The 20209-nt window shown below is 68.4% G+C and carries 16 protein-coding genes; 4 read left to right on the top strand and 12 right to left on the bottom strand.

The window, feature by feature from the left end; translation table 11 throughout:
• Nucleotides 1–3: 3 nt before the first annotated feature.
• The 6 genes from ACN6O8_RS13275 to ACN6O8_RS13250 all read right to left on the bottom strand — a co-directional run bounded on the left by ACN6O8_RS13275 (nucleotide 4) and on the right by ACN6O8_RS13250 (nucleotide 4904).
• Entirely contained in the window at nucleotides 4–705 is a 702-nt protein-coding gene (locus tag ACN6O8_RS13275; RefSeq protein ID WP_427991494.1) for a hypothetical protein, read from the bottom strand.
• Nucleotides 706–717: 12 nt separating this feature from the next.
• Nucleotides 718–1350, bottom strand: coding sequence for a LysE family translocator (locus ACN6O8_RS13270; RefSeq protein ID WP_427991493.1), 633 nt, complete (start codon nucleotides 1348–1350; stop codon nucleotides 718–720).
• 28 nt (nucleotides 1351–1378) lie between these two features.
• A complete protein-coding gene (locus ACN6O8_RS13265; protein WP_427991492.1) occupies nucleotides 1379–1903 on the bottom strand; it encodes a DUF4189 domain-containing protein in 525 nt (174 codons plus the stop codon).
• A gap of 8 nt (nucleotides 1904–1911) precedes the next feature.
• Complete coding sequence (locus ACN6O8_RS13260; protein WP_427991491.1) at nucleotides 1912–2520, bottom strand: isochorismatase family cysteine hydrolase; 609 nt, start codon at nucleotides 2518–2520, stop codon at nucleotides 1912–1914.
• 79 nt (nucleotides 2521–2599) lie between these two features.
• Nucleotides 2600–3439, bottom strand: a complete 840-nt coding sequence (locus ACN6O8_RS13255; RefSeq protein WP_427991554.1) for a hypothetical protein — start codon at nucleotides 3437–3439, stop codon at nucleotides 2600–2602.
• A 241-nt stretch (nucleotides 3440–3680) separates the two neighbouring features.
• Nucleotides 3681–4904, bottom strand: coding sequence for an MFS transporter (locus tag ACN6O8_RS13250; RefSeq protein ID WP_427991490.1), 1224 nt, complete (start codon nucleotides 4902–4904; stop codon nucleotides 3681–3683).
• Nucleotides 4905–5119: 215 nt separating this feature from the next.
• Here ACN6O8_RS13250 and ACN6O8_RS13245 point away from each other — a divergent pair, with 215 nt between their 5' ends.
• The 3 genes from ACN6O8_RS13245 to ACN6O8_RS13235 all read left to right on the top strand — a co-directional run bounded on the left by ACN6O8_RS13245 (nucleotide 5120) and on the right by ACN6O8_RS13235 (nucleotide 10007).
• Entirely contained in the window at nucleotides 5120–6889 is a 1770-nt protein-coding gene (locus ACN6O8_RS13245; protein WP_427991489.1) for a hydantoinase B/oxoprolinase family protein, read from the top strand.
• A gap of 10 nt (nucleotides 6890–6899) precedes the next feature.
• On the top strand, nucleotides 6900–8984 hold the full coding sequence (locus ACN6O8_RS13240; protein WP_427991488.1) for a hydantoinase/oxoprolinase family protein: 2085 nt from the start codon (nucleotides 6900–6902) through the stop codon (nucleotides 8982–8984).
• A gap of 78 nt (nucleotides 8985–9062) precedes the next feature.
• Nucleotides 9063–10007 carry a helix-turn-helix domain-containing protein gene (locus ACN6O8_RS13235; RefSeq protein ID WP_427991487.1) on the top strand — a complete coding sequence of 315 codons (945 nt, stop codon included), beginning with the start codon at nucleotides 9063–9065 and terminating at the stop codon, nucleotides 10005–10007.
• On the opposite strand, the gene ACN6O8_RS13230 is transcribed toward ACN6O8_RS13235, so the two are convergent.
• From ACN6O8_RS13230 to ACN6O8_RS13205, 6 genes are all read right to left on the bottom strand, one after another.
• Nucleotides 10004–10444: a hypothetical protein gene (locus ACN6O8_RS13230; RefSeq protein ID WP_427991486.1), complete on the bottom strand. Its 441-nt coding sequence runs from the start codon at nucleotides 10442–10444 to the stop codon at nucleotides 10004–10006. The genes ACN6O8_RS13235 and ACN6O8_RS13230 overlap by 4 nt on opposite strands.
• Nucleotides 10445–10502: 58 nt before the next feature.
• Nucleotides 10503–12518 carry an acetyl/propionyl/methylcrotonyl-CoA carboxylase subunit alpha gene (locus ACN6O8_RS13225; protein WP_427991485.1) on the bottom strand — a complete coding sequence of 672 codons (2016 nt, stop codon included), beginning with the start codon at nucleotides 12516–12518 and terminating at the stop codon, nucleotides 10503–10505.
• Between the two features lie 57 nt (nucleotides 12519–12575).
• Nucleotides 12576–14183, bottom strand: coding sequence for a carboxyl transferase domain-containing protein (locus tag ACN6O8_RS13220; protein WP_427991484.1), 1608 nt, complete (start codon nucleotides 14181–14183; stop codon nucleotides 12576–12578).
• Nucleotides 14184–14418: 235 nt separating this feature from the next.
• Complete coding sequence (locus ACN6O8_RS13215) at nucleotides 14419–15600, bottom strand: acetyl-CoA C-acetyltransferase (protein ID WP_427991483.1); 1182 nt, start codon at nucleotides 15598–15600, stop codon at nucleotides 14419–14421.
• 33 nt (nucleotides 15601–15633) lie between these two features.
• Nucleotides 15634–17517, bottom strand: a complete 1884-nt coding sequence (gene aceK / locus ACN6O8_RS13210; RefSeq protein ID WP_427991482.1) for a bifunctional isocitrate dehydrogenase kinase/phosphatase — start codon at nucleotides 17515–17517, stop codon at nucleotides 15634–15636.
• 17 nt (nucleotides 17518–17534) lie between these two features.
• A complete protein-coding gene (locus ACN6O8_RS13205; protein WP_054475320.1) occupies nucleotides 17535–18713 on the bottom strand; it encodes an isovaleryl-CoA dehydrogenase in 1179 nt (392 codons plus the stop codon).
• A gap of 245 nt (nucleotides 18714–18958) precedes the next feature.
• Here ACN6O8_RS13205 and ACN6O8_RS13200 point away from each other — a divergent pair, with 245 nt between their 5' ends.
• On the top strand, nucleotides 18959–20137 hold the full coding sequence (locus ACN6O8_RS13200; protein WP_427991481.1) for a M20 aminoacylase family protein: 1179 nt from the start codon (nucleotides 18959–18961) through the stop codon (nucleotides 20135–20137).
• Nucleotides 20138–20209: the final 72 nt, after the last annotated feature.

The raw sequence follows: 20209 nt of genomic DNA, 5'->3' as shown, positions 1-20209 counted from the left end.
GGTTCAATCTTCCAGAAACCCGAGCCTGCGCAGTTCCTGGATCGCGCCCAGCTCTTCATCGCGCCGCTTCTTCGGCGCGCCCGTCGACGCCGTCAGCAGCATGGCTGGTTTGTCGGATTCATCGAAGCCGCGCAACACGCTGTCGGCAACGGGAAACGCCTTCGCGAAGCTCGCATCCAACACCTGCTGGCCGCGATAGCGCCCGCGCTTGTCCAGGATCACCTGCGTTTGCGGATCGCGCCGGATCAGGTGCAGCGGCACGCCTTCGCAGCGCAGCCCCAGCAGCTTGGCGTCGCTGATATCCAGCGCCCAGTCGGTTTCGGCATAGAACGCGGCGCGGGCGGTCTCGAATTGCCGCAGGCGATCCGCGTCCGTGCAGAAGGCTTCCGGCGTGAGGTTCAAGTTGATCTTGCCGATCATGCCCTTCAGCGTGACCCGGCGAAGGAACGCGGCCCACACCAGCAGGATGGGGTTGGTGGACAGGTCCTCGACCACCACATCCTCGAACAGACACGGCTTGATCTCCGAATTCACGACGCGGCAATTCGACAACCGCACGTTCTGCACGCGCGCCATGCGTTGCGGGTGCTTGACCATCCACAGACCGCAATTGTCAAAGGCGCAGTCGTGCAGATGCAGGTCGTGGAAATGCGCGTTGCCCTTGTCCAGGGCCATGCGGAATTCCTGGCCTTCGATCTTTTGCATGGATGGTGCGCGTCAGTTGCGGCTGGCGGTGGCCAGGCGCAATGCCAAGGCCACGAACACCGAGCCCAGCACGTATTGCGGCCAGCGCGACACGCGTTGGCGGCCGGCCCAGCGCCTGCTGAGCTGGTGCGCGGCCAGGATGACGGCGCCGTTGATGAACAGGCCGATGACGTTGAGGATGGTGGCCAGCACCAGGATCTGCACGGCGACGGCGCCGTCCTGCGGCCGCACGAACTGCGGGAACAGGGCCAGCACGAACAGCGCCATCTTGGGATTGAGCAGGTTGGTCAGCAGGCCCTGCATGAAGACCTCGCGCACTGGCGGGCGGGCCCTGCCGGCGTCGGGCACATGTTGCACCGGCCGCGAGCGGAAGGTGCGCACGGCCAGGTACAGCAGGTAGAACGCGCCGGCCAGGCGCACCACGTCGTAGGCCATGGGCACGGCCACGAACAGTTGCGACAGGCCGAAGGCCGCCGCCAGCGCGTGGCAGTAGGTGCCGGCCTGGATGCCGGCGAGCGAGGCGAAGCCGGCGGCGCGGCCTTGGGCGGCGCTGCGCGAGGCGATCAGCAGCATGTCGGGGCCGGGCGTCATGGCCAGGGCGACGCAGGCGCCGCCAAAGAGGACGAGGGTGGCGGGGTCGAGCATGGGAAGTCCTTGGGACGGAGGCGGCCGATTATTGAGCCGGCGGGGGCAGGCTGCAACCGGTGTAGAACGCCTGGCAACTGGCGCCGGTGTCTTTCTCGCAGGTTTCCAGGGCGCGCATGCGGGCCAGTTCCTCGCTGGCGGCGGTGGCGGAATTCACCAGGACGCCGCTGTCCTTGGGCGACGGGCCGTAGGTCACCGCCACGCACTGGTCGTGGTACGTGGTGTTGAGGGCGCAGCGGGCGCCGCCCTTGGTGGCGCATTGGGCCAGCGCGTCTTTTTCGGCCTTGGCCTTGCTGGTGCGGTCGGCCGAGATGCCGATCGCGCCGGACAGCGCGTCATAGGCCACGGCGCCCCAACGCTGGGCGTCGCGCGATGCGGGGGTGGAAGCGGCGCCCGCGGCGGGCGCGATCTCCACGGGAATCGGCACGCATTGCTGGTCGGGCGTGCCGACGCTGGGCGCGTAGCCGTCGGGGCAGCCTTGTTCGGCTTGCGCCAGGCCGGCGTGGGAGAAATTCAGGGCGGCGAGAAAGGAGGCAATGATCAGGGTACGCATGGGTCGACTCATTCGTTAGGGGGCAGCCCGGGCCTGGCGGTGGCGGCCAGCAGGGACAGGGCATCGTCCAGGGACAGCACCGTGGTGCGCGATTCGAAGGCGGTCGCGAACAGGTGCTGGTGCACGACCGGGTCGGGGTCGTGGCAACAGTCCTTGACGGTCAGGAGGCGGTAGTCGGCGTCGCTGGCGTGGGCGATGGACGACAGCATGACGCCGGTGGACGCGACGCCCACCATGATCAGGGTGTCGATGCCCTGGGCCGACAGCCGCGGTTGCAGGTCGGTACCGAAGAACACGCTGGCGCGGTGGGCCAGGATGATGGGTTCGTCGTCGCGCCGGCCGAGTTCGGGCGAGACGCGGTCGTGCACGAAGCGGCCGAGCTGCTTGATGCCCTGCCCGTTCTTGTTTCGCGGGCTGACTTCCGGATAGCCCGGGCTGAAATGGATCTTGGCGAAGTGGACGCGCACGCCGGCGCGGCGCGCGGCATCGCACAGTTGTCGCGTGTTGGCCAGCAGCCTGGGCGCGACCGACGGGAACAGATCCATGATGTCGGTCTGGTAGTGCATGACCAGCAAGGCGCTGCGCGCCGGGGTGATGGCCAGGGGCTGGGCGGTCATGGTTCGCTCCGTGAAGAGGTGCTGCATGACCTGTCAGTGTAGCGGCAGTCGTGGGCCGGTGTGCCGCCCGCTGCATCGTTTACTTTTCGGCGTACTTCCTGGCGGCCTCGTCAAAGACGTAGGCAACCGCGTCGGCGGCGCTGAGCTGGCGGGTCTTGCCCGGGCCGGAGATCTCGGTGCCGCTGGGGGTGACGGTCAGGCGCGGCAGGTCGCTGCCGTGCTGCGTGGAGAAGGTCAGTTTGCCGGTCTTGGCGACGCAGGGCATCACGTCGCCGTCGGCGCAGGCGGCGCTGTTGTCGTCGCCGGTGAGGACGCTGCCGGCGTAGCTCCAGACTTTGTCCTTGAGCTCGTCGCGCGGGCCGGGGTTGAAGACGAACAAGGCATAGCCTTCGAAGCTGGTGCCGTTGTCGAAGCCCTGTGTCGGCACGGCCAGCACCAGTTTGCCGCTGGGCGTGCGGTAGTCGAGCGGTTGGCGGCGGGTGTCGACGGCTTCGGGCCGTTCGTAGGCGCCGAACATGCCGATGGTGTGTGCCATGCCGCGGAATTGCCAGGGTCGCTCGGGGCTGGAGCCAGTCAGGGTGAAGGTGGCTTCGGCCAGGTTGACCTGGGTCTCGGGGCCGGCTTCGTCTTCGCCGGGCTGGCCGTACTTTTCGCGGGTGTCCCAGGTGAAGCCGGTAAAGTACCGCGTGCCGTCCAGTTCGAAGGCGTGGCCGAACCAGTAGGTGGCGACGCTGCCGTTGGCCACTTCGTACGAGTCGGCGCCCTTGCCGTCGATCTGGTAGATGGCGTACATCACCGTGGGCGCGTCGGGCGGGGTCACGGCGGTGGCCGGGGCGCTCGCGGACTTGGGGGCGGCCGGCTCGGCGGCGCCGCCGGGGGTGGCGAACGTGGCCAGGGCGGTGGCAAGCAAGCCTGCCACCGTTGCCCGCAGGAGCGGTCGGCGCGGGGACGGGCTGGCGTTCAGACTCGGTTTCATGGCGGACTTGTTCTCGTCGGTCTTCGGTAGGCGCACCGTGGCGCATGATGCGGCGCCATCTTAGTGGGCGCTCACGGTTGGCGTCGGACAGCAATTTGCCAATTGTGTCCGACTGCAAGCCCCGCGCCGTGGCGTCGCGATTGGCGGGCGTAAAAGCAACAGCGGGTCGCGGCGGCCGCAGCCGCTAGGCTGCCCCGTGCAGACTCTTGAGCCTGCGCAGTTCGGGGAACCAGTGCATCCACAGCCCCGCCACCGCGATGGTACCCAGGCCGCCCACCACCACCGCCGGCACCGCGCCCAGCAGCGCCGCCATCACGCCGGATTCGAATTCGCCCAGCTGGTTCGAGGCGCCGACGAACAGCGTGTTGACCGCGCTGACGCGGCCGAGCATGTGGTCGGGCGTGTTCAGTTGCACCAGCGACGAGCGCACCACCACGCTGATGGCGTCGGCCGCGCCCAGCACCACCAGCGCGCCCACCGACAGCGGGATCGAGGTCGACAATCCGAATACGGTGGTGGCCAGGCCGAACAGGATCAGCGCGCCGAACAACAGCCAGCCGACGTGCTCGCCCAGGCTCAGGCGCGCCAGCGTCAGGGACATCAGCATGGCGCCGCAGGCCGGCGCGGCGCGCAGCGCGCCCAGCGCCCAAGGGCCGGCGTTGAGGATATCCTTGGCGAAGATCGGCAGCAGCGCGGTGGCCCCGCCCAGCAGCACCGCGAACAGGTCCAGCGACAGCGTGCCCAGCAGGATGCGGCGCTGGAAGATGAAGGTGATGCCGGCGAACAGCGTGCGCCAGGTCGTGGGTTCCCTGCGCGGCGGCGCGCGGTCGATCGACATGCTGGCGATGCAGGCGAAGCCGCACAGGTACAGCGCCGCCGCCACGCAGTAGATCCACCCTGCCCCCAGGCCGTAGCCGATGCCGCCCAGCGCCGGGCCGGCGATCTGCGCGATCTGGCCGCCGGAGGAGGACAGCGCGGTGGCGCGCGGCAGCCATTCGCGCGGCACGATGGCGGGAATCAGGGTGGTGAGCGTGGGCGCCTCGAAGGCGCGCGCCGAGCTCATGATGATGAGGGTGGCGTAGATCAGCGTCTTGCCGCCCACGCCGTGCAGCGCGGCGACGGCCAGCAGCAGCGTGGCCAGCGCTTCGATCGCCATGCAGATGGCGACGATCTTGCGGCGGTCGTAGCGGTCGGCGACGTGGCCCACCACCAGCGTCAGCGCCGCCATCGGCAGGAACTGCGCCAGGCCGATCAGGCCCAGGTCGAGCGCGCTGCCCGACAGCGCGTAGATCTGCCAACCCACCGCCACCGAGACGATCTGGAAGGCCAGCGATGCGCCGATGCGCGCGAACAGGAAGTGCAGGAAGGCGGGGCGGTAAAGCGGACTGGGGGAGTCGGGGGCGGGCATCGGGGCAGCGCGCGGCGGGTGCGCGGGCGGGGATCGGAATCCCGCATTCTAGGGAAAAGCGGCTGACGGGAAACTAAGAGGATGAGGGAAAACACCGGGCCGGCGTTCCTTCACAGGCAAGTTTTCGTGCGCTCAGGTACAAGCCAGCCGGCGTGGCGCTGATTAACGTTGCCCTGCAGCCATCCGGAAGATGGCGACCATACAAGGGGAACACGATGGGCAAGCCATTTGCCGCCGCCGGGCCGGTAGACCCGATCACGCTGGCCGTGGTGCGCGGCGCACTCGAGACCGCGCAGCGCGAGATGACACTGACCCTGGAGAAAACGGGCCGGTCCAGCGTCTTCAACCTGGCCCACGACTACAGCAATGCGCTGTTCGACCACCATCCCGAAATGATCCTGCAGGGCCAGGACATCCCGATCCATCTCGGCTCGCTGATTCCCGCCATGAAGGCGGTGGCCGAGTTCTTCGGCGACGATATCCACGAAGGCGACATCATCTATCACAACGACCCGGTCTACCAGGGCAGCCACATTCTCGACTGCTGCATGTACAAGCCCGTGTTCCACGAAGGCGAACTGGTGTTCTGGGCGGTGTGCAAGGGCCACCTGACCGACATCGGCGGCCCCGTGCCCGCCGGCTACAACCCGGACGCGCGCGACCTCTATGCGGAAGGCCTGCGCATTCCGCCGGTCAAGCTGTGGGATCGCGGCGTGCGGCGTGATGACGTCGTCAACCTGTTGCTGTGCAACATGAGATCGCGCCGCGACCAGGAAGGCGACCTCAACGCCCAGTTCGGCGCCTGCCGGGTCGGCGAGCGCCATCTGCGCGTCCTGCTCGCCAAGTACGGCCTGGCCACCGTGCGGGCCGCCATCGCCGAGCTCAAGGACATGGCGGACCGCCACATGCGCTCGCTGATCGCGTCGATCCCCGACGGCGTCTACGAAGGCCGGGCGCGGTTGGAGGACGCCGGCCACGGCCATGGCGACATGACCATTTCCGCCAGCGTGCGGGTGACCGGCGATCAAGTCCACATCCGCATCGACAGTCCGCCGCAGGTGCCCTATTTCATCAATTCCTATGCCGGCAATTCGCTGTCGGGCATCTATCTGGGCCTGATGATGTTCGCGCAGGTGCCGCCGCCGTACAACGCCGGGCTGTACCGCTGCGTGACGGTGGACCTGGGCCCGCAGGGCACGCTGTGCAATGCGCGCGAGCCGGCGCCGCACGTCAACTGCACCACGACACCGATGGAGACGTTGACCGACGCGGTGCGCCAGGCCTTCGAGGCGGCGGCGCCGGACCGCGTGACGGCGTCCTGGGGGCATGCCAGCGGCGTCAACATCGCCGGTGTCAATCCCAGAACGGGGGAGCAGTACGTGACCATGGTGCTGGCTTCCATCATCTCGGGCGCGGGCGCCACGCGCCAGATGGACGGCTGGCATGCGTGCGGCCCCTTGTGCTGTTTCGGCGCGCTCAGCTCGGGCGACATTGAATTGCTGGAGTATGCCTATCCCATCATCATCCATCGCTATGGCCTGCAGGAAGACAGCGGCGGCGCCGGGCAGCGCCGTGGCGGCAGCGGCACCGTCTGGGAGGTCGAACCCATCGGCCACGACATGACGGTGATTGCGTTTGGCGAGGGGCGCCAGATTCCGACAGGCGGCGCGGCGGGCGCCTACAACACGCTGCCCGAACGCAAGCTGGGCCGACTGGAACAACACCACGCCGACGGCCGCGTCACCGTGCACCGCAAGAACACCATCCTGACGTTGCATCCCGGAGAACGGGCCCGCAACGTCAATCCGGGCGGCGGCGGTTACGGCGACCCGTATTGCCGCGCGCCGGAAGACGTGGCGCGCGACATCCGCAACGGGCTGGTCTCGCCCGAGGCAGCCCGCGCCGAGTACGGCGTGGTGGTCGGGATGGACGGCAATGTCGACTTCGCCGCGACCCGCACGCAACGCATCCGCGATCCCCGCTGAGGAGCACACTATGCAAGGACAATATCGCCTCGGCGTAGACGCCGGCGGCACGTTCACCGATTTCGTCCTGGCCGGACGCGACGGCGCCATCCGCCTCTTCAAGAGCGCATCGACACCACAGGACGGCACCAAGGCCATTGCCGCCGGCCTGGCGCAGATGTCGGAGGCGCTCGGCAGACCGGTGGAGGAGATCGTGCGCGATTGCGATCTGTGCATCAATGGCACCACCGTGGCACTCAATGCGCTGATCGAATTGAAGGGCGTCAAGGTTGGCCTGCTGTGCACGGCGGGCCACGAGGACAGTATCGAAATCCGCCTGGGCCACAAGGAGGAAGGCTACCGCTACGACGCCGACTATCCGCCCGCGCCACAGCTGGTGCCACGCCACCTGCGCAGGCCGGTGCGTGAACGGGTGCTGGCGGACGGCTCGGTGCACGCGCCGTTGAACGAAGACGATGTGCGCGCCGCGATCGAGGTCTTCAAGCGCGAAGGCGTGCAGGCGGTGGCGGTGTCGTTCGTCTGGGCCCCGGCCAATGCCGCGCATGAAAAGCGCGCCCGCGATATGGTGGCGGCCGCCATGCCCGATGCCTTCGTCTGCGCCGGCCACGAGGTCTATCCGCAGGTGCGGGAATACACGCGCACCTCCACCACCATCGTCAATGCCTATCTGAGCCCGGTCATGGGGCGCTATGTGGCCCGCATCGATGATTACTTCCGAGGCCTCGGGGCGCGCGGCGCGGTGCGCTATTTCCAGTCCAATGGAGGACTGGCGGTGGGTGACGTCATGCGGCGGCGGGCGGTCAACGCCATCAATTCGGGGCCGGCGTCGGCGCCCCAGGCCGGCCTGTACGTGGCGGCGCCGTTCGGCATCGACAACATCATCACGGTGGACATGGGGGGCACGTCGTTCGACATCACCATGGCGCGCGCGGGCCAGACCAACCTCAACCGCAATATCGACTTCCTGCGCCATCGCATCGGCGTGCCGATGATCCATGTGGAAACCCTGGGAGCCGGCGGGGGGTCGATCGCGCAACTGAACGCCTTCGGCATGCTGGAAGTGGGCCCGCGCAGCGCCGGCTCGATGCCCGGCCCGGCTTGCTATGGCCTGGGCGGCGAGGCACCCACCGTCACCGATGCCAACATGGTGCTGGGCTATCTGCGCCCCGACGCGGTACTGGGCGGCACCATCCGCCTGGATCGCGAACGGGCCCGCGAAGCGGTGCGGCGTCATGTGGCCGAGCCGCTCGGCCTGAGCGAGGCGCGCGCGGCCCACGGCATCGGCACGCTGGTGAACCTGAACATGGCCCATGGCATTCGCGGCATTTCCATCGAGAACGGCTACGATCCGCGCGATTTCGCGCTGGTCTGCGCCGGCGGCGCCGCCGGCATGCACATCGTGGCCCTGGCCGAGGAGATCGGCAGCCGTACGGTCCTGGTGCCCAAGATCGCCTCTTGCCTGTGCGCTTTCGGCCAGGTGATCTCCGACGTCAAATACCACTTCCTGGCCAGCGCCGTGATGCGGCTGGACGAGCACGCCGACATCGCGCGGTTGGACGAATTGTTCCGCGACATGGAGCGGCGCGGCCACGAATTGCTGGGCGCCGATGGTTTTGCGCCTTCGCGTATCTCCCTGACGCGCAAGGTCGAGATGCGCTATCAGGGCCAGATACATGAGTGCCAGGTCGATGTGCCCGCGGGGGCGTTCACCCGCGAGACCCTGCAGGGGTTGCTGGCGGATTTCCACGCGCGTCACGAACAGCTCTACACCTACGCCGAACCGCACAACCTGGTGGAGCTGGTGAACCTGGAAGTGATGGCGGTGGGCCAGGTCGACAAGCCCGCGCTGCCGCGCCTGGCGCCGGGCAACGGCCACCCCGAAGCCGCGCTGGAAAGCCGGCGCGAGATGCTGTTCGAGGCCGAGGGGGACTGGATCGACACGCCGGTGTACGACGGCACGCGCCTGCTGGCCGAGGATCGCATCGAGGGCCCCGCCGTCATCGAGGAGCCCACCACGACCATCGTGGTCCGTCCGGGCTGGAACGCGGTCCTGCACGGCTCGGGTACTTACTTATTGACCCGTGTTGGCGACTGATTCAGATTAAGGCCTGTTGACATCAAAAGGGGCCTCGCACGGGCAGGGAGGCGCCGGCCCCGGTACGAGGACAGCTCTGTGGACGCCCGCTACGACACCGCTTCCCTGGCCGCCTCCGACCGCGCCCGCTACTGGGAAAGCGCGGTCGGCCGCACCTATTTCAGCCTGCAACTGCAATTCCAGGATGCCGGGCGCTTCGATGGCGCGCTGCATTCGTGGAACCTGGGCGACCTGTCGCTGTCGCGGCTGGCATCCTCGCCGCTGTGCTACCGGCGGTTGGCAACGCACCTGCGGGACGCTTCCGACGAACACTATCTGATCACCGTGCCGCGCCAGAGCGGCATCCGCTTCGTGCAGGCCGGGCGCGAGACGCGCTGCCAGCCGGGGGCATTTCTGCTGGAGCATGGCAACAGTCCGTACGAATTCTCGTACGGGCACGACAATGCGCTCTGGGTGCTCAAGGTGCCGGGCGCGTTGATGCGCGGACACCTGCGCGAGCCTGGCCGCTATTGCGCGCTGTCGTTCGACGCCACGCAGGGGCCGGGCTGGCTGTTCGCTTCGTATGTCGACCTGGTCGGCCGCCAGCTCGGCCGTGGCGAAGATACGGCGCGGGAGCTGCTGGCCCGGCAGTTGGTGGCTCTGCTGATTTGTTCGGTGCAGGAGGATGCCCGGGTCCTGGATCCGGGCGACTCCGCCGTGCGGGCGGCGCACTTGTGCCGCATCGAGGCCTATGCGCGGCGGCACCTGGCCGATTGCGAGCTGGGACCGGAGCGCGTGGCCCAGGCGTGCGGCATTTCGGCGCGCTATCTGCACGCGTTGTACCGCGATGTCGGCCAGACCTTCATGCAATGGTTGCATGAGCAGCGGCTGGAGCGCGCGGCGCAGACGCTGCGCGGCGCGGCCCGGGCCGTGTCGGTGGCCGGGGTCGCGCAGCAGTGGGGGTTTGCGGACCAGTCGCATTTTTCGCGCCTGTTCAAGCGCCGGTTCGGTTGTACCCCCGGGCAGGCGCGCCGCGAACGCTAGGCCTGGGGCCAATAGGTACCGAAGTACCAAAGATTGCCCTCGTGGAGGGAAACAGGCGGGGCGGCTCTTTGGGGGATGGGTTCATCGGCAAGCTCCCGCGCCAGCAGCCGGTAGGCATGCGCCACCGGTTCCGAGGGGGTGGGGCCCAGCCGGCGGGCGATGAACGCATCGACCAGGGCGAAGCGCCGCGGCCAGTCCGGGATAGGGCCGAGCCGTTCGCGCAGTGCCGGGCCGTCCCGACCGAGTGCGTTGCCCAGTCCGATGCCGAAAGGGCTGCCGAAGTTGATCACCAGCGGCACGGTCAGCGGCGCGCTTTCGAGCCACTGCATGCCGGCGCCCTGGCCTCCTTCGCGGTAGCCGGTCAGGTGCGAGACGATGCTGGCCAGCCGTGCCGAGGGCGGGACCTGGATCAACTCGCAGGACGTCTGGCTGGCCATGCGTGCCCCTTGTAGAAAGGCATGCCATCGCCGTGCAAGCGGGCGATGGCGCGCGCCTTCAAGCGCCGATCGCCACCAGTTCGGCGCCTTCCGTCACCTGGTCGCCGACCGCGTAGAACAGCTCGTCGACCTTGCCGTCGGCCGGCGCGGAGATGGTGTGCTCCATCTTCATGGCCTCCATCACCAGCAGCGGTTGGCCCTTGGTGACGCTGTCGCCGGCCTTGACGGCGATGGAGATGATCTTGCCCGGCATGGGCGCGGTCAGGCCGCCGCCGTGATCGCCCTGGGTGTCCTGGGCGTGGGCCAGCGGGTCGTACAGGTCCAGCACGCGCGCGCCGCCGTCGCCGAAGACGTGAGCCTTGTCGGCGTGCAGCACCACGCTGCCGGCGCGCTCGCGGCCGTCCAGGGTGATGCGCAGCACGCGCGCCGGGCCGTTGCCGTCTTCGGCGCGCCAGGCGAAGGGCTGGGCGCCGTTGCCGCTGTCCAGCGTCCAGGCGGCGCCCTGGCGCGCCACGGTGACGTGGCGCGTCTCGCCGTTGTCGATCCATTGCAGGGTGCGCTGGTAGCGGCCGCCCAGGCGCCAGCCGTCGCGCGCGTCCCACGGATCGGCCGGGGCGGCGGCCTGCGGCGCCGATTGCGCCTGGCCCTGGCTGGCCAGCACGGCGGCCGTGGCCAGCGCCAGCGTGGCGGCGTCGGCCGGTGCCGGTTCGGGCAGCAGCGTGGCGCGCTGGCGTTCGATCAGGCCGGTGTCGAGATCCGCGGCGGCGAAGGCGCTGTCGCGCATCAGGCGCGCCAGGAAGGCGACGTTGGTCTGCACCCCCACCGCCTGAGTCTGCGCCAGCGCCTGCAGCATGCGGGCGCGGGCCTGGTCGCGGTCGGCGCCGTGCACGATCAGCTTGGCGATCATGGGGTCGTAGAACGGCGTGATGGTGTCGCCGGTGCGCACCCCGCCGTCGACGCGGATGTCGCCGTTGGCGAAGGCCACGTGGGCCGGCAGGCCCAGGTAGGCCAGCGTGCCGATGGATGGCAGGAAGCCCTTCTCGGGATTTTCGGCGTAGATGCGGGCCTCGATGGCGTGGCCGTGGATGCGCAGGTCTTCCTGGCGCGCCGGCAGCGGCTGGCCGGCAGCCACGCGCAACTGCCATTCGACCAGGTCGTGGCCGGTGATCATCTCGGTGACCGGATGCTCCACTTGCAGGCGCGTGTTCATTTCCATGAAGTAGAAGCGGCCATCCGGCTCGGCAATGAATTCCACCGTGCCGGCGCCGACGTAGCCCACGGCGCGCGCGGCAGCCACGGCGGCTTCGCCCATGGCGCGGCGGCGTTCCTCGGTCATGCCGGGCGCGGGCGCTTCCTCGATCACCTTCTGGTGGCGGCGCTGCACCGAGCAGTCGCGCTCGAACAGGTAGACGCAGTTGCCGTGGGTGTCGGCGAACACCTGAATCTCGATGTGGCGCGGCTTTTGCAGATAGCGTTCGATCAGCACGCGGTCATCGCCAAAGCTGGACGCGGCCTCGCGCTGGCACGAGGCCAGCGCGTCCAGGAACGCGCCGGACGCTTCGACCACGCGCATGCCCTTGCCGCCGCCGCCGGCGCTGGCCTTGATCAGCACCGGGTAGCCGATGGCATCGGCCTGTGCCTTGAGGAATTGCGGCTCCTGGTTGTCGCCGTGGTAGCCGGGCACCAGCGGCACGCCGGCCTTCTCCATCAGCGACTTGGCGGCGGATTTGCTGCCCATGGCGGCGATGGCCGAGGCCGGCGGGCCGACGAAGGCGATACCGGCCTGTTCGGCGGCTTCGGCGAAGGCTTCGTTTTCCGACAGGAAGCCGTAGCCGGGGTGGATGGCTTTGGCGCCGGTATCGCGCGCGGCCTGCAGGATGGCGTCGGCGCGCAGGTAGCTGGCGCGCGGCTCGGCGCCGCCGATGTGGACGGCGATATCGCAGGCGGCAACGTGGCGGGCGTTGGCGTCGGCGTCGGAATAGACGGCGACGGTGCGGATGCCCAGGCGGCGGGCGGTGGCGGCGACGCGGCAGGCGATTTCGCCGCGGTTGGCAATCAGCAGGGTATCGAACATGGCGTTATCCAGACTGGGATGATTCTTGGGCGAAAGGCGGGGAGCGCGGCGCGCGCTCTACATCCGGAAGACGCCGAAGCGCGTGTCCTCGATGGGCGCATTCAGCGCCGCCGACAATGCCAGCCCCAGCACGCGGCGCGTGTCGGCCGGCGCGATGATGCCGTCGTCCCACAGCCGCGCGGTGGCGTAGTACGGATGGCCCTCGCGTTCGTATTGTTCGCGGATCGGCGCCTTGAAGGCGTCTTCCTCGGCCGCCGACCACTGGCCGCCGCGCGCTTCGATGCCGTCGCGCTTGACCGTGGCCAGCACGCTGGCGGCCTGCTCGCCGCCCATGACCGAGATGCGCGCGTTGGGCCACATGAACAACAGGCGCGGCGAATAGGCGCGGCCGCACATGCCGTAGTTGCCGGCGCCGAACGAGCCGCCGATCAGCACCGTGAACTTGGGCACGTTGGCGGTGGCCACCGCCGTCACCATCTTGGCGCCGTGGCGCGCGATGCCTTCGTTTTCGTATTTGCGGCCGACCATGAAGCCGGTGATGTTCTGCAGGAACACCAGCGGGATCTTGCGTTGCGCGCACAGTTCGATGAAGTGCGCGCCCTTCTGCGCCGATTCCGAGAACAGGATGCCGTTGTTGGCGACGATGCCCACCGGCATGCCGTGGATGTGGGCAAAGCCCGTCACCAGCGTGGGGCCGAAGCGCGCCTTGAATTCGTCGAACTCGGAGCCGTCAACGATGCGCGCGATGACTTCGCGCACGTCATAGGGTTTGCGGGTGTCGGCGGGGATGATGCCGTTCAGCTCGGCCGGGTCGTAGCGTGGCTCGCGCACCGGCACGGTGGCCAGCGGCGCGGGCTTCTTGCGGTTCAGGCGCGCCACGGCGCCGCGCGCCAGTTGCAGCGCGTGCATGTCGTTGGCGGCCAGGTGGTCGGCCACGCCCGACAGGCGCGTGTGGACGTCGCCGCCGCCCAGGTCCTCGGCGCTGACTTCCTCGCCGGTGGCGGCCTTCACCAGCGGCGGGCCGCCCAGGAAGATGGTGCCCTGGTTCTTGACGATGATGGACTCGTCGCTCATGGCGGGCACGTAGGCGCCGCCGGCGGTGCATGAGCCCATCACCACCGCGATCTGCGCGATGCCCTGCGCCGACATCTGCGCCTGGTTGTAGAAGATGCGGCCGAAGTGGTCGCGGTCGGGAAAGACCTCGTCCTGCTGCGGCAGGTTGGCGCCGCCGGAGTCGACCAGGTAGACGCACGGCAGGCGGTTCTGCGCGGCGATCTCCTGCGCGCGCAGGTGCTTCTTGACCGTCATCGGGTAGTAGGTGCCGCCCTTGACGGTGGCGTCGTTGCAGACGATCACGCATTCGGTGCCGGCGATGCGGCCGATGCCGGTGATGACGCCCGCGCCCGGCGCATCGCCGTCGTACATGCCGTGCGCCGCCATCGGCGACAATTCCAGGAACGGCGAGCCCGGATCAATCAGTTGCTCGACGCGGTCGCGCGGCAGCAGCTTGCCGCGCGCCACGTGCTTGGCGCGCGCGGATTCGCTGCCGCCCAGCGCGGTCTGTGCCAGTTGCCGGCTCAGGTCGTCCAGTTGCGCCTGCATGGCGCGCGCGTTGTCGGTGTAGTCCTGCGACCGCGGATTGATGCGGGATTCGATGATGGGCATGGGGTTCCACCCGTCCTGCTGATTGGGATGTTGAAGGCGCCCGGGGTCGAGCGGTTTGTCTCGCCGCCCGGTGGTCCGGGCCTGGTTGTCGATGATTCTTGTTGCTTGTCCGGATTTCGTTGCGCCTCTCCCGCACGGCCCGCGACCGACCCGTCGCGGACACTGCCATGCAAGAAAGACGCAACGGAATCCGGTTCGGCGCGCGGACCTGGGTCCGTGCGCCGAACCGACGGATTTAGACCATCTCGATCGCCATGGCCACGGCTTCGCCGCCGCCGATGCACAGCGTGGCCACGCCGCGCTTGCCGCCGGTCTTGCGCAGCGCGCCGATCAGCGTGGTCATCAGGCGCGCGCCGGAGGCGCCGATCGGGTGGCCCAGGGCGGTGGCGCCGCCGTGGATGTTGACCTTGTCGTGCGGCAGCTTGAAATCGGCCATGGCGGCCATGGTGACCACCGCGAAGGCTTCGTTGATCTCGTACAGATCCACGTCCTCGGCCTTCCAGCCGGTCTTGGCGAACAGGTTCTTGAGCGCGCCGACCGGCGCGGTGGTGAACCAGCCCGGTTCCTGCGAGTGCTGGCTGTGCGCCACGATGCGGGCCAGCGGCTTGACGCCGAGCTTCTCGGCGGTGGAGGCGCGCATCAGCACCATGGCGGCGGCGCCGTCGGAGATCGACGACGAGTTGGCGGCGGTGACGGTGCCGTCCTTCTTGAATGCCGGCTTGAGCGTCGGGATCTTCTCCGGCATGGCCTTGGTGGGGGCCTCGTCGGTGTCGACCACGGTGTCGCCCTTGCGGCCGGCGACCGTGACCGGGGTGATTTCCCACTTGAAGCTGCCGTCCTCGGTGGCGGCGCGGGCGCGGCGCAGCGATTCCAGCGAGAACGCGTCCTGCTGCTCGCGGGTGAACGCGTACTTGGCGGCGCAATCCTCGGCGAACACGCCCATGGCCTTGCCCTTGTCGTAGGCGTCTTCCAGGCCGTCCAGCGCCATGTGGTCGTACACGGTGTTGTGCCCGTAGCGGTAGCCCTGGCGGCCCTTGAGCAGCAGGTAGGGGGCGTTGCTCATGCTTTCCTGGCCGCCGGCGACGACGATGTTGGCCGAACCCGCGGCCAGCAGGTCGTGGCCGAACATGGCGGCCTTCAGGCCCGAACCGCACACCTTGTGGATGGTGGTGCACGCCACGCCCAACGGCAGGCCGGCGCCCAGCGCGGCCTGGCGCGCCGGGGCCTGGCCCTGGCCGGCTTGCAGCACGTTGCCCATGATGACTTCTTCGATCTGCTCGGGCTTGACGCCGGCGCGTTCGACGGCCGCCTTGATGGCGATCGCGCCCAGTTCGTGCGCGGCCAGGCCGGACAGGCTGCCCAGCATGCCGCCCATGGGCGTGCGGGCGACGGAAACGATAACGATGGGGTCTGACATGACTAGCTCCTGTGAGGGTCGGGACAGCGTGTTTTACGCGGCCGCGCCGGCGGGTGCCGGGCGCAGCCGTCTGTCCGTATCGTAAGGGAAAAATTCTTCGATCCGGCCTTGCGCCACGTGGGCGCGACAGGCCTGCCACCATTCCGGTTCCAGCAGGTCGGCATGGTGGCGCAGGAAGGCGCCGCGCACGCGCGCGTCGCCCAGCAGGAAGCGGCCGAATTCCTCCGGAAAGACGTCGTTCGGGCCGACGGCATACCAGGGTTCGGCGGCCATTTCCGCTTCCTCGTTGGGGGCCGGCGGAATCCGTCGGAAATTCATTTCGGTCATGCGCTGGATCTCGTCGTAGTCGTAGAACACGACCCGGCCCAGCCGCGTCACGCCGAAGTTCTTGTAGAGCATGTCGCCAGGAAAGATGTTGGCGGCGGCCAGCTGGCGGATGGCGTCGCCATACTCGCGCACCGCCGGCTCCAGCAGCGCGTCCGGCGCCTGGCTCAGATACAGGTTCAGCGGCGTCATGCGCCGCTCGATGTAGACGTGGCGGATGACCACCGTGTCGCCGGTTTCCTCGATCAGGCTGGGCACCAGGCGCCGCAGTTCGTCCAGCAGTTGCGGCGCGAAGCGGGCGCGTGGCAGCGCCACCTGCGAATATTCCCAGGTGTCGGCCATGCGGCCGACGCGGTCGTGCAGCTTGACCAGCTGGTACTTGCGCCGCACGGTGGCGTGGTCCATGCCGTCCTTGTCGATGCGGTCCTTGATCAGCTTGAACACGTAGGGATAGGACGGCAGCGTGAACACGCACATCACCATGCCCTTGATGCCGGGCGCGATGTCGAAGGCGTCGCGCGAATGCGCCAGGTGGTGCAGGAAGTCGCGGTAGAACAGCGTCTTGCCCTGCTTCTGCAGCCCGATCATGGTGTACAGCTCGGCCTTGGGCTTGCGCGGCAGCAGGCTGGCCAGGAAGTTGACCACCGCGGCCGGGGTTTCCATGTCCACCAGGAAATACGCGCGGGTGAAGCTGAACAGCGTGCTCAGGTCGTCCGACCCCAGCAGCAGCGCGTCCAGGTTCACCTGGCCGGCCGGGTTGCGCCTGAGCGCCACGGCGAAGGGGTAGACGGTGCCCTGGTTGATCAGGCGGCCGACGATATAGGCGCCCTTGTTGCGAAAGAACAGCGAACCCAGCGCGTGCACCTGGCAGTCGCTGGCGATGCGCCGGCCGACGTGGCGTGGCAGTTGCCGGCGCAGCTGGTTGATGGCGGCGCGCGCCAGCAGGCGGGTGTCGCGCGGCAGGTCCTCGAACGGCAGCGCCAGGCCGAAGTCGGCCACCATGCGGATCAGGCTCTTGTGCAGGCCCTCGGTCACCGGGTAGTAGACCCGGTACGACGGCATGCGGCTGTCCAGGTAGTCGGTGGCCACGGCCGGCCGCACGAACAGGAAGTCGTTGTGGAAATAGTCGCGGTGCAGCAGCCGGCACGACACCGAGTTGAAGAAGGTCTCGGCGCATTCCGGCTGGCGATGCTCGGCCAGCAGGCCCACGAATTCCTGCTTGATCTGTTGCCAGTAGGCGGTCTGCGCCTCGGTCAGCGCCGGGCTGGCCGCGCCGTTGCCGCTATCGGGGCCGTTGCCGCCATGGGCGCCGCGAGCGCCAACCGCGCCCTCGGGCCGGCCGCGCAGCACACCTTCGAGCTGGCTGGCGCATTCGCGCACGCGCATGTCGTAGTACTCGATGCGCTCGCGCGACAGGTGTTGGATGCCGTGCCAGTCGCCCGATTCGAACAGCGCCTTGGCGCGCTGCGCGCTGTAGCGAAACAGCGCGTAGTGGCGGTCGAAGCCGGCCAGGATGCGGCGCGCGACGTCCAGCGGCGAGGGGCCCTGCGCGGGCGCCTGCTCGATGTGCTGGACGTCGGACGTGCGGATCATGGCGGGCTCGGGCGGACTCAGGCCGTCTCGGCGAACAGCTCGCGGCCGATCAGCATGCGGCGGATCTCGCTGGTGCCGGCGCCGATTTCATACAGCTTGGCGTCGCGCCACAGGCGGCCCACCGGATACTCGTTGATGTAGCCATTGCCGCCCAGGATCTGCACGCCCTCGCCGGCCATCCAGGTGGCCTTCTCGGCGGTGTACAGGATCAGCGCGGCGCAGTCCTTGCGCACCTGGCGCACGTGCTCGGCGCCTAGGCGGTCGAGGTTCTTGCCGACCTGGTAGCAGAAGGCGCGGCTGGCCTGCAGCGTGGTGTACAGATCGGCCACCTTGCCCTGGATGAGTTGGAATTCGCCGATGGCCTGGCCGAACTGCTTGCGGTCGTGGATGTACGGCACCACCACGTCCATCACGGCCTGCATGATGCCGACCGGGCCGCCCGACAGCACGGCGCGTTCGTAGTCCAGGCCGCTCATCAGCACCTTGACGCCGCCGTTGACCTGGCCCAGCACGTTTTCCTCGGGAATTTCGCAATCCTGGAACACCAGTTCGCCGGTATGGCTGCCGCGCATGCCGAGCTTGTCCAGCTTCTGCGCCACCGAGAAGCCCTTGAAGCCCTTTTCCACCAGGAACGCGGTGATGCCGCGCTGGTGCGCCTCGGGGTCGGTCTTGGCGTAGACCACCAGGGTGTCGGCGTCGGGGCCGTTGGTGATCCACATCTTGGTGCCGTTGAGCACGTAGCGGTCGCCCTTCTTGTCGGCGCGCAGCTTCATGCTGACCACGTCCGAGCCGGCGCCCGGTTCGCTCATGGCCAGCGCGCCGACGTGCTCGCCGGAGATCAGCTTGGGCAGGTACTTGGCCTTCTGCGCCGGGGTGCCGTTGCGGTTGATCTGGTTGACGCACAGGTTGGAGTGGGCGCCGTAGGACAGGCCGATGGACGCGCTGGCGCGGGAGATTTCCTCCATCGCCACCATGTGGGCCAGGTAGCCCATGTTGGCGCCGCCGTACTCCTCGCTGGCCGTCATGCCCAGCACGCCCAGGTCGCCGAATTTGCGCCAGAGGTCCATGGGGAACTGGTCGCTGCGGTCGACTTCGGCGGCGCGCGGCGCGATCTCGGCCTGCGCGAAAGTGCGCACGGCGTCGCGCAGCATGTCCAGGTCTTCGCCCAGATCGAAGTTCAGGCCAGGAAGATTCATCGCTGTCTCCGTGATAGTGGGTACTTACATTCTTATGGGCGCAGGGAACCGCGCCGAATCTCGCCGCTTGGCTCATGATGCGCCGATCGGCGATGGCTACGCAATGATGCAGCGCAAATATTACGTTTACGTAAACGTAAATATGAGTCGGGTTTTCCCTAGGCAAATGTTTGCGCCCCGGGGAACGGCCCTGGGTACTATTCCCTCCCGATCCTTGAAACCTGAAATACGTGACGGAGTAAGTGGTGTCCGACCTGGCCAATCTCGACGATATTGTGGCGCTGCGGCGCGACCTGCACGCCCATCCCGAGCTCTGCTACGAAGAGCATCGCACCGCCAAGGTGGTGGCCGACGCGCTGCGCGGCTGGGGCATCGAGACCCACACCGGCATCGCCAAGACCGGCGTGGTCGGCGTCATCAAGCGCGGCGATTCCGGCCGCGCCATCATGCTGCGCGCCGACATGGACGCACTGCCGATGCAGGAAGGAAACCAGTTCGCGCACCGCTCGCGCCACGACGGCAAGATGCACGGCTGCGGCCACGACGGCCACACCGCCATGCTGCTGGCCGCCGCGCGCCACCTGCAACAGCATGGCGGCTTCGACGGCACCGTCTATTTCTGTTTCCAGCCGGCCGAGGAAGGCGGCGCCGGCGGCCGCGCCATGATCCAGGACGGCCTGTTCGAGCGCTTCCCCTGCGAAGCCGTGTTCGGCATGCACAACTGGCCGGGCCTGGAGGCCGGGTCGTTCGGCGTCTGCGCGGGGCCGATGATGGCGTCGGCCAACGGCTTCAAGATTACCGTGCGCGGCAAGGGCGGCCACGCCGCCGCGCCGCAGGATTGCGCCGACCCGGTGCCGGCGCTGTTCGCCATCGGCCAGTCGCTGCAGACCATCCTGACGCGCAGCAAGCGGCCGCTGGACGCCGCCGTGCTGTCCATCACCCAGGTGCAGGCCGGCGGCAGCGTCATCAACGTGATCCCGGGCAGCGCCTGGCTGGGCGGCTCGGTGCGCGCCTACAGCACCGACGTGGTCGACCTGATCGAGCGCCGCATGCACGAGATCGCCGGCAGCATCGCCGCCGCCCACGGCTGCGAGGCCGAGGTCTACTTCGAGCGCCGCTACCCGGCGCTGATCAACACCCCCGCCGAGACCGAGTTCTGCATGCAGGTCATGCGCGAAGTGGCCGGCCCCGACCACGCCCGCGTGATCGAGCCGGTGATGGCCTCGGAGGACTTCGCCTTTCTGTTGCAGGCCAAGCCTGGCTGCTACGTGTTCCTGGGCAACGGCGATGGCGACCACCGCATGGCCGGCCATGGCCTGGGCCCGTGCATGCTGCACAACACCAGCTACGACTTCAACGACGCCCTGATCGCGCCGGGCGCGAGCTATTGGGTGCGCCTGACGCAACGTTACCTGGCCGGCTGATCGAGTTTTCCTTTTGCTTTACCCGTTTCACGCATTACCTCACGCAGTGCTACGCAACACAACAAGGAAGCC

This window comes from Achromobacter sp. (genome assembly GCF_050285565.1).
Lineage (GTDB): Bacteria > Pseudomonadota > Gammaproteobacteria > Burkholderiales > Burkholderiaceae_B > Achromobacter.
The sequence above is the reverse complement of the archived record's forward strand: the minus strand, read 5'-3'. Positions and strand labels throughout refer to the sequence as shown.